The sequence below is a fragment of the Streptomyces sp. NPDC102514 genome, assembly GCF_055584525.1.
Genome location: NZ_JBVJLW010000004.1, coordinates 539872 through 548933, shown reverse-complemented (window position 1 = coordinate 548933; position 9062 = coordinate 539872). Strand labels below are relative to the sequence as shown.

The following is a 9062-nucleotide window of genomic DNA, read 5'->3' as shown; positions in this document are numbered from 1 at the left end:
TGATGGCGAACAGGCATAAACCGACACATCCTCATGCGGTGACCGAGCTGTGCGAGGAAGGCAGCCGTCTCTATGCGAATGCGCTCCGCACGGGACGTATCGCCCGTGACGAAGTCGAGTCCGCTCCCTGCTTGATGGAGTTCGCCCTTCTTCACCCCGATCCGGACGACGCGAGCTGGTTGCGCCCGGTACCTCCGACCGTCGCCCTGGCTCAGCGGATCAATCCCATAGAGCGCGAAATCACGGCGCACCGGCGGATGTCGATCGAACTGACCGATGCTTTCGAGCCGTTCATGACGCTCAGCGCCCAGGCGACGGCGCCCACGCACTCCATCACGGTGCTGGAGGGCAGCGACCGGATCAACGCGGCGCTCAACCTGGCCACGGCCCAGTGCCAGACCGAAGTCCTCACCATCCAGCCGAGCAACCGCATATCCGAGCGCAACCTCATGCACGGGCTGGAACGCGACAGACCACTGACCGAACGCGGTGTGCGGATCAGGACCCTGTACCAGCACACGGCCCGCTACAGCCAGGAGAAGCTGGCCTACGTGGACCAGCTCTCCAACGGCAAGGTCGAGTACCGCACCATCGACGAGCTGGTGGAACGTCTCATCATCTGCGACGAGACGGTCGCGTTCATCCCCACCCGCGACGACCAGCAGGTCGCCCTGGAACTGCGCCACCCGGGCCTCGTCCGCTACCTGATCAAGGTCTTCGAGTTCGTCTGGGGCCGGGCCGTCCCGCTGAGCGCCGGCGCCCCGTACGAGACCGCCCCGGACGGCATCACGAACATCCAGCACTCGATCGCCAAGCTCCTCGTGGAGGGCCATGTCGACGAGGCCATAGCCCGCCGGCTCGGCATGAACGTACGGACGTGCCGTGCGCACATAGCGAAGCTGGCCACGGCCCTGGGCAGCGGCAGCCGGGCACAACTGGGCTACCTCATAGCCGAATCGGGAATCCTGAAGCAGGACGCCGCGGAGTGACGGCCCCGCATCCCGCACACAGTGTGGAGGAACTGTGCGCGGCCGGTTCGCAGTTGTACGAACGGGCCCTGCGTGAGGGGCGTGTGCACAGCGGGGACGCCGAAGGTGTTCCCTGCCTCGTCGACTTCGGGCTGCTGCGGCCGGCTGTCGAGGATCCGGTCCGGCTGGAACCCGTCGCCCCGGTCGTCGCCCTCCACCGGCTGCTGCGCGGATCGGGGGAACGCATAGCCGACGAACGACGGCGCGAGGCCCTGCTGGCCGATGTGTTCGAGCCGCTGATGCGGGTCGACGGCCACCGGACGGCGATCACGGACACTCCGATGATCAGCGTCCTCAGCGGTTCGCAGCAGATCAACGAGGCCATCTCCGAGGCCATGGCCCACGCGTCCGGTGAACTCCTCACCGTCCAGCCGCACACCCACACCGGCGAGCGCCGCTACAAGGCCGAGGCCATCGCCATGGACCGCGACCAGGCCCTGCTGGATCGCGGCGCCCGCATCCGCACGCTCTACCAGCACACCGTGCGCCACTCGCCCACCGTTCTGGGCCGGTACGAGCAGTTGAGGGGCGACGTCGAGGCCCGCTCCCTCGACGAGGTCACGGACCGGCTCATCGTCACCGACCGCACCGTCGCCTTCATCCCCGCCGACAAGGACGGCAGCCTCGCCCTGGAAGTCCGCCACCCGGCCCTCGTCGGCTACCTCGTCACCACCTTCGACCGGCTCTGGCGCCTGGCCACGCCCATGTATCCCGAAGCGGTCCGGCGTCCCTCCCTCAACGGCGTCACCCCGCGCCAGCAGGCCATCGCGGGCCTCCTCGTCGAGGGGCACACCGACGCGGTCATCGCCGAGCGCCTCGGGCTGAACGTGCGCACCGCCCGCGTCCACATCGCCAAACTCGCGGCGACCCTCGGCAGCGAGAGCCGCGCCCAGCTCGGTTATCTCATCGGTCGCTCGGGGATCCTGGACGATCGGGAACGGTGAGCGGCTGGAGTTCCGCGGCGCGCGGCGGTCCGTCCAGGCCCGCCTGGGCGATCCGCACCCCCAGCTGCGTACGGCTGGCGGCCCCCAGCGTCTCCGAGAGCCGGGCAATGTGCGCCCGGCACGTACGGACGCTGATGCCGAGCCGCTCCGCGACCACCGCGTCCTGGTGTCCTTCGGCGAGCAGCGCCGCGATGGAGCGTTCGCGGTGGGTGATGCCCTCGATGCCGGTGTCCGGGAGGGGCGCGGTGAGGGGGACCGCCAGCCGCCAGAGCCGTTCGAAGACGGTGACGAGGTAGCTCACCAGTGCCGGGTGGCGCAGTTCCAGGGCCATGGTGCGGTCGGGGCTCGCGGGGATGAACGCGACCGTGCGGTCGAAGACGATGAGCCGCTCGGTGACCTCGTCGAGCGTGCGGGCCTCCGCCGCCTCCTCCATCAGCTCCATGTAGTTGCGCAGGCCCTGGCCGTGCCGGGCCACGTGCGTGTACAGGTCGCGCATGCGGACCCCGCGGCGGCGCAGCGCGAGCGCCCGGTGCAGGCCTTCGGTGAGTTCGTCCTCTCGGCGGATGCCGCCCGGCTGGACGGCCAGCACCTCGGAGGTGCACGCCTCGGTCGCCTCGTCCATGGCGGCCCGGATGCGGGGCAGTCCGTCGAGCACCCGGATCGCCACTCCTCCGGCGGACGCGCGCGCGTCGCCGCCGAGGGCCGCGTACCACTCGAAGGCGGACACCGCCTCGCCCATGCGTGACTGGGTCGCGACGACGTGCTCGTGCATCTCCCGCAGCAGCCGTGTCATGACCTCCTGCGGCGAGGTCGGAACCAGCCAGCCCATGTCGTCGGGGTCGGGGTGCAGGAGCGCCAGTTCGACCAGGCAGGGCACCGACTCGGCGTCCTGGCGGGACACCCGGCCGCGCCGCACCGCACGGGAGTAGACCCGGTCCCCGGCATCGCACAGGCGGTCAGCACCGTGTGGATGCGCTTCCGTCGTGTGCCCGGCCATCTCCCCAACCCCCGGTTCCAGCCTCTTCGGAGCGCAACTATGCGCGGCGTCCCCCGCCTCCGCAACACGGCTCCCCCGCTTCCATGCCCCCCATCGCACCACTTGATCCGCGTTTGCGCACACGTCCGTATGACTCGTTGCGACAAGCTGAGGAAGGCGACGGCGCGCGCCCCCTCCACAAGGGACGTTGCCCGCATGAGCTGGCGGAAACCGTCGGGAGGCCGCCGGGTCGCGGGCAGCGTCCGACGTCAGGGTGCGCGTCGGGGCGCGGAGAACCGGTGTGGCTCGTACGCGTCGCCCGGTGCGCGGGGCGGGCTGCCACGGCGTCCGGTGGGGCAGGGGCGGCCCGCGGGCAGGCGTCCGCCGTGCCGCAACCGACGGAACCGGCCGAAATTCGGCCGGTCCGCGCGGTGGGGACCGCCGGTCCCCGTGAGGGGGCTGCCGGAGGCGGGAACGCGGGCTACTTGATGCCGAGTTCCTCGCACGCCGAGCGGTACTTCGCCGTGCAGATCTCCTCCGCCGAGTAGATGCCGTCCTCGACGACCGTCGACGCGATGGTGTTGCGGGTCAGGGAGAAGACCTGGACGAGGCTGGCGGGGATGCTCTTGTCGGTGGGGCTGGAGACCCGGTCGGGGGTGAGCGAGTCGAACTCGATGCCGTAGCCGCGGACGCGGGCCACGGCCACCTCGGCGGCGGTCTCCGCCTCCTCGGGGTACGGCTTGTAGACGCTCATGAACTGCTCGCCGGCGAGAACGCGCTGCACGGCGTCCAGTTCGGCGTCCTGGCCGGTGATGGGCGGCAGCTTGGTGGCGCCCGCGGCCTTGAGCGCGGAGATGATGCCGCCCGCCATGCCGTCGTTGGCGGAGTACACCCCGGCGATGTTGTTCACGCCGATGGACGAGATGGCCGCCATCATGTTGGCGCGGGCGTTGGCGGGCTTCCAGTCCTTGGTGTCGTACTCCTTGGCGATGGTGACCTTGTTCTTCAGCTCGCTGAGGGCGGCCGACTTGAACTGGCCGGCGTTCGGGTCCGTCACCGCGCCGTTCATCATGACGATCTTCTGGCTCTTGTCGCCGTCCAGCCGGTCGGCGAGGGCCCGGCCCTGCACCTGCCCGACCTCCTCGTTGTCGAACGAGATGTACGCGTCGATCGGCCCCTCGGCCAGCCGGTCGTACGCGATGACGGGAATTCCGGCTTTCTTGGCCTTCTTCACACCGGCGGCGATCGCATTGGAGTCCACGGCGTCCACCATCAGCACGTCGACCTTGTCGTCCACCATTTTCTGCAGCTGCCGGCTCTGCACGTCGGCGTCCTGTTCCGCATTCGCGTAGACGACCTTCCCCTTGCCGTCCGTGAGCGTGCCGACCTTCTTCTTGATGATGGGGTAGTCGAACTTCTCGTAACGGGAGTTCGCCTTCTCCGGCAGCAGCAGGCCCACCGTGATGTCGTCGCCCTTGGTGGGGCTCGCTTCGGTTCCGCCGTCACCGCTCCCGCACGCGGCGAGGGTCAGGGAGCAGACGGTCACGGCCAGGGCGGTACGACGTGTGGCGCGGTTCACTTCAGGTGCCTTCCGTACGAGGGCGACAGTGCGGGCCCAGGTGACAAAAAGCCAACGCGGGGGTTCTCGGGGCGTCAAGGAGTAACTGCTAACGACCTCGCAACAGAAGCCTGTGAAGAGACGGGGCCGAAGTCGGGCGGATGCGTGGAGTGAGAATCCACACCACCCACGCACTCCCCTCACTCAGCCCTTCGCACTTCGTTCGCCCCCTCGCACGACAGACACGGCGGAAGGCTGTGAAAGGGCGTCAAAGGTGGCAGAACACCACGTCCGGGTCAGCATGAGTACCTGATCGGCGGCGCACGGATTGCGGTGGGACCGCTCCCGGATCTTGCTGGGACCAGACAACCCGTTCCGACCGTGTCCTCCTTCACCACGGAGTTCCCATGCGCGCTTTCTCCCGGTCCCTCATAACTGCGCTGGCCGCGGGCTGCCTCGCCCTGACGGCAGGCACGTCCGCGGCGGCCGCCCCCCGGTCCGCACCCGATCCCGTCCCCGGTGCCTGTGCCGTCGACTGGACCGAGCTGGCCGGGATCACGGGCACCGGCACCCTGCAGGAGGCGATCGTCGCCTGCGTCGAGGCCTACACGAAACGCGACCTCGACAGCTGGCTCCAGACCCCGCCGAAACCACCCGCAGAGCAGCAGGAACAGCCCGCGGAGCAGGAAGAGAAGGAGCAGAAGGAGCAGAAGGGGCAGGAGGACTGGACCGGGGCCGACGCCGGGAACTGGGCGACCAACCTGTCCTGCGACCTGGCCGAGCTCTTCCAGGAAACCACGGCATGCCGGCCGTCGGACTCCATGATTCGGACGCCGTGATTCGGACCCCGTGACGCGGCGATAGAACCTTCCCGCATCAGGGCCTTCTCGCATGTGACAGAACGGGCCGGAATCTGAGCACTCGCGGATGAATGCGGAATCCGCGAGTGCTCACTCTCCGGCCCGTTCGTCAAGCGCGAGAATCACCACATTCCGAGAATGCGGATTCTCAACTCCCCCCAGGGAAAAGCGCTGCTACGTTTGGGCTTCGTCCCGAGGCAGGCAGGCGTGCCGTATCGGCAGCCCCGCCTCGGATTGCACGGCGGGCGTATTCGTTCGACGAGGACCGAGGACGACCGACAACGCCCCGCGCGCCCATTCCACCGCAGCTCTCGTTCATCTTTTCTGCATCCCTGTTTGGAGTTCCGCCATGTCTGCGGACAGCACCGCTGTCATCGATCCCGCACGCCCGAACGGCGCCGGCACCGCCGCCGACGGCACCGGCGGCCCGCCCGGCGGCCGGTGTCTCGGCCTGGCCCTGGTGGTCATCGCCGCCGCCCAGCTGATGGTCGTCCTGGACGCCACGATCACCAATATCGCCCTGCCCGCGATCCAGACCTCCCTGGGCGTCACCGACTCCGGGCTGGCCTGGATCGTCAACTCGTACGCGCTGGCCTTCGGCGGGCTGCTGCTGCTCGGCGGCAAGGCGGGCGACCTCTTCGGCCGCAGGCTGCTGTTCCAGGTGGGCATCGGCGTCTTCACCCTGGCCTCCCTGCTGGGCGGCCTCGCCCCGAACGAGAGCCTGCTGATCGGCGCCCGCGTCCTCCAGGGCGTCGGCGCCGCCCTCGCCGCACCGAACGCGCTGGCCCTGATCACCACGACCTTCCCCGCGGGCAGGTCGCGCAACACGGCGATGGGCGTGTACGCGGCCATGGGCGGCGTCGGCGCCACGGTCGGCCTGCTGCTCGGCGGCACACTCACCGATCTGCTCGACTGGCGCTGGGTGTTCTTCGTCAACATCCCCATCGGCCTGGCCGTCCTCGCCGGCACCCGCACCCTCGTCGAGGGCGAACGCCACCAGGGCCGCCTCGACGTGCCGGGCGCCGTCACCGGCACCGGTGGCCTGATGGCGCTGGTCTACGGCATCACCCGCGGCGGCGAACACGGCTGGACGGGCGGATGGACGCTCGGCTCCTTCGCCGCGGCACTCGTCCTGCTCGCCGCGTTCCTGGTCCTGCAGGCGCGGACCGCGCATCCGATGATGCCGCTGCGCCTGTTCCGCGACCGCAACCGCACGGGCTCGTACGCCACGATGCTGTTCATCGGTGCGGGCATGTTCGCCACGTTCTACTTCCTGACCCTCTACATGCAGCTCATCCAGGGGTTCAGCCCCGTGAGGACCGGGTTCGCCTTCCTGCCGTTCAGCTTCGGCATGGCCGCGGCGGCGGGCATCAGCTCGAAGCTGGTCGCCCGTTGCGCCCCGCGGCTGATCGCGGGTCCCGGGCTGCTGGTCGCCGCGGCGGGCATGTTCTGGTTCGCGACCCTGGAACCCGGCTCCTCGTACACGGCCCACGTGCTGCCCGCGATGTTCGTGACCGCGCTCGGGCTCGGCATGAGCTTCGTGCCGATGACGCTGGGCGCGGTAAGCGGCGTCGACCACCTGGACACGGGTATCGCCTCCGCCCTGCTCAACACCGCGCAGCAGATCGGCGGGGCGCTGGGCCTCGCCTTCCTGTCCACGCTCTCCACCACGGCCGCCGACGACACACTGCCCGACGCCGCGAGCAGCCTCTACCGGGGTCTGGCCACCCAGGACGCCGGCCTCGTGTCCAAGGCGGGCGAGGCGCTGACCGACGGCTACACGACGGCGTTCGCCGCCGCCGCGGTGATGTTCCTCGCCGGTCTCGTCGTCACGGCGTTCGCCGTCGACGCGGGCAGGCAGGAGCACACCGAGGGCGCGGCGGCGGCCCACATGGGCTGACGGACCGCCACGGGCCGCCACGGGAGGGAGCGGGCTTGGGCTACGGTCGGTCCCAGCCCGCTCCCGTTCCCCGCTCCCGTTCTCGGCTCCCGCTTCCGATCCCCCACCAGGTGAGGCCCGCGATGCGAAAGATCGTCCTGAGCATGTCCGTCTCCCTCGACGGTTTCTTCGAGGGGCCGAACCGCGAGATCGACTGGCACCTGGTCGACGACGAACTGCACCGGCACCTCAACGAACGCATCGGCGCCCTGGGCGGCTTCCTGACCGGCCGTGTCTCCCACGAACTGATGGCGGAGTACTGGCCCACCGCCGACCAGGACCCCGACGCCCCGGAGCCCGTCCGCGCGTTCGCCGCGATCTGGCGGAACATGCCGAAGGTCGTCTACTCACGGACACTGGACAAGGCCGACTGGAACGCGACCGTCGTACGGGAGGTCGCTCCCGACGTCATCAGGGCGCTCAAGGAGCAGCCGGGCGGGGACCTCGCGGTCGGCGGGGCGGAACTGGCGGCGGAGTTCCGGCGCCACGACCTGATCGACGAGTACCTGATCTACGTACACCCGGTGCTCCTGGGGCACGGCCGCCCCCTCTTCCGCGACACCGACGCGCTCGCCCACCTGCGCCTGGTCGAGTCCCGCGGGTTCGGCAACGGGGTGGTGCTGCTGCACTACACACGCACGGGGGCGGAGACAGAGACAGGGGCGTAATGGCTGGGGCGACCCGCGCCTCCCCTCCCCGCCCCTTCCCTCTCCCCTCAGCCGCCGTCGTCCGACGGGTGGTCGTGGCCCCGGGGACGTTCGGGGAACGGCAGGAGACGGGCCGACGGCTGGTCCGGTGGCTGATGCGGCGGCTGGTCCGGCGACCGGCGCTGTGACCGGTCCGGGCCCACCGGAGGCTCCTGGCCGGTCGCACGGGCGTGTTCCTCCCAACCCGCCCGGAACCAGCTCAGCTGATGCTGCTGCAGCTCTTCCTCGGTGAGCACGCGGACGGCGTCCGGGCCCGCGACACGGACCTTTTCAGCCAGTACGCCGAGGAGTTCGCCCACACCTTCGGCAACGCGCTCCGCATCGGCCCCACGGCCACCTCCTGGATCACCCATCCCGCGCTCCGTCCCCTTCGCCGTCAACCGCCCTCCGGCAGGAACTGCCGTGCCACCTTGGCGAACAGCTCCCGCAGTTCGGGCGGGACACCCATCCGGCAGGCGGCCTCCTCCGGGCTGAGCCGCAGGTGCTCCCCGCCGTCCGCGGGGCGGCCGGTGCCGGTGAGCGGCAGATCGTCCTCGGTCAGCCGGCCCGAGCGGATGAGCATCTCCCGCAGGGGCACACCGAGTACGGCCGCGATGCGCCGCATCGTCTCCAGGTCGGGCATGGACTGCCCCTGGAGCAGCCTGCTCACGGCGGCCCGGTGCACCCCGGCGTCGTCGGCCAGTTTCGAACGGCCGCCGCCGCGCGGGCTGTCGATGTCGTAGCCCCGGGCGCGCAGCAGTTCCTCGATCCAGCCGGCGAACTCCCGCAGCCCCGCGGCCCGGTACGTCTGATCCGTACGGGCCCCGGCCCGTGCGCTCGCAGCCATGTGTCCGCTCTCCCCTCGTCGCCGGAGCAGCGTACCGATCGCACACGCACCAGTTTGTGTGCGCGCTCGCACGTAACCGTGGAGATTCTGCGACTTCGGTAACTCTGCGCAGCCAAAACGGGAATGACAGGCCGTCACCGCACCGCCCTTCACGGAACGTAATCACTTGCGTACGCGCTCGCAACATGCGACTCTGACCGCTCGCTCGCAACTGTCGAACATAT

The 9062-nt window shown here is 69.9% G+C and carries 9 protein-coding genes; 5 read left to right on the top strand and 4 right to left on the bottom strand.

Annotated features, from left to right (window positions below; all coding sequences use genetic code 11):
* Positions 1 to 2: 2 nt before the first annotated feature.
* Positions 3 to 989, top strand: coding sequence for a helix-turn-helix transcriptional regulator (locus tag ACZ60E_RS13805; protein WP_469440266.1), 987 nt, complete (start codon positions 3 to 5; stop codon positions 987 to 989).
* Positions 986 to 1972 carry a helix-turn-helix transcriptional regulator gene (locus ACZ60E_RS13800; RefSeq protein WP_469440263.1) on the top strand — a complete coding sequence of 329 codons (987 nt, stop codon included), beginning with the start codon at positions 986 to 988 and terminating at the stop codon, positions 1970 to 1972. Before ACZ60E_RS13805 ends, ACZ60E_RS13800 begins: the two co-directional genes overlap by 4 nt.
* Here ACZ60E_RS13800 and ACZ60E_RS13795 read toward each other — a convergent pair.
* Both ACZ60E_RS13795 and ACZ60E_RS13790 read right to left on the bottom strand, forming a co-directional pair.
* Complete coding sequence (locus ACZ60E_RS13795; RefSeq protein WP_384805895.1) at positions 1932 to 2969, bottom strand: helix-turn-helix transcriptional regulator; 1038 nt, start codon at positions 2967 to 2969, stop codon at positions 1932 to 1934. The genes ACZ60E_RS13800 and ACZ60E_RS13795 overlap by 41 nt on opposite strands.
* A 460-nt stretch (positions 2970 to 3429) precedes the next feature.
* Positions 3430 to 4527: a substrate-binding domain-containing protein gene (locus ACZ60E_RS13790; RefSeq protein ID WP_469440261.1), complete on the bottom strand. Its 1098-nt coding sequence runs from the start codon at positions 4525 to 4527 to the stop codon at positions 3430 to 3432.
* Between the two features lie 386 nt (positions 4528 to 4913).
* Here ACZ60E_RS13790 and ACZ60E_RS13785 point away from each other — a divergent pair, with 386 nt between their 5' ends.
* From ACZ60E_RS13785 to ACZ60E_RS13775, 3 genes are all read left to right on the top strand, one after another.
* On the top strand, positions 4914 to 5345 hold the full coding sequence (locus ACZ60E_RS13785) for a hypothetical protein (protein ID WP_469440259.1): 432 nt from the start codon (positions 4914 to 4916) through the stop codon (positions 5343 to 5345).
* Between the two features lie 370 nt (positions 5346 to 5715).
* Complete coding sequence (locus ACZ60E_RS13780; RefSeq protein WP_469440257.1) at positions 5716 to 7266, top strand: MFS transporter; 1551 nt, start codon at positions 5716 to 5718, stop codon at positions 7264 to 7266.
* Positions 7267 to 7388: 122 nt separating this feature from the next.
* Positions 7389 to 7973: a dihydrofolate reductase family protein gene (locus ACZ60E_RS13775; RefSeq protein WP_469440255.1), complete on the top strand. Its 585-nt coding sequence runs from the start codon at positions 7389 to 7391 to the stop codon at positions 7971 to 7973.
* Positions 7974 to 8020: 47 nt separating this feature from the next.
* Here the strand turns inward: ACZ60E_RS13775 and ACZ60E_RS13770 are convergent, their stop codons facing one another.
* Both ACZ60E_RS13770 and ACZ60E_RS13765 read right to left on the bottom strand, forming a co-directional pair.
* A complete protein-coding gene (locus tag ACZ60E_RS13770; protein WP_469440254.1) occupies positions 8021 to 8365 on the bottom strand; it encodes a hypothetical protein in 345 nt (114 codons plus the stop codon).
* A 23-nt stretch (positions 8366 to 8388) separates the two neighbouring features.
* Positions 8389 to 8838 (bottom strand): helix-turn-helix domain-containing protein, encoded by a 450-nt coding sequence (locus ACZ60E_RS13765; protein ID WP_469440252.1) that lies wholly within the window; start codon positions 8836 to 8838, stop codon positions 8389 to 8391.
* Positions 8839 to 9062 lie beyond the last annotated feature (224 nt).

Bases quoted from the DNA above. Each gene is read 5' to 3' on its own strand.
- ACZ60E_RS13805 (WP_469440266.1), top strand. From the start codon at position 3: ATGGCGAACAGGCATAAACCGACACATCCTCATGCGGTGACCGAGCTG.
- ACZ60E_RS13795 (WP_384805895.1), bottom strand. From the start codon at position 2,969: ATGGCCGGGCACACGACGGAAGCGCATCCACACGGTGCTGACCGCCTG.
- ACZ60E_RS13785 (WP_469440259.1), top strand. From the start codon at position 4,914: ATGCGCGCTTTCTCCCGGTCCCTCATAACTGCGCTGGCCGCGGGCTGC.
- ACZ60E_RS13780 (WP_469440257.1), top strand. From the start codon at position 5,716: ATGTCTGCGGACAGCACCGCTGTCATCGATCCCGCACGCCCGAACGGC.
- ACZ60E_RS13775 (WP_469440255.1), top strand. From the start codon at position 7,389: ATGCGAAAGATCGTCCTGAGCATGTCCGTCTCCCTCGACGGTTTCTTC.
- ACZ60E_RS13770 (WP_469440254.1), bottom strand. From the start codon at position 8,365: ATGGGTGATCCAGGAGGTGGCCGTGGGGCCGATGCGGAGCGCGTTGCC.
- ACZ60E_RS13765 (WP_469440252.1), bottom strand. From the start codon at position 8,838: ATGGCTGCGAGCGCACGGGCCGGGGCCCGTACGGATCAGACGTACCGG.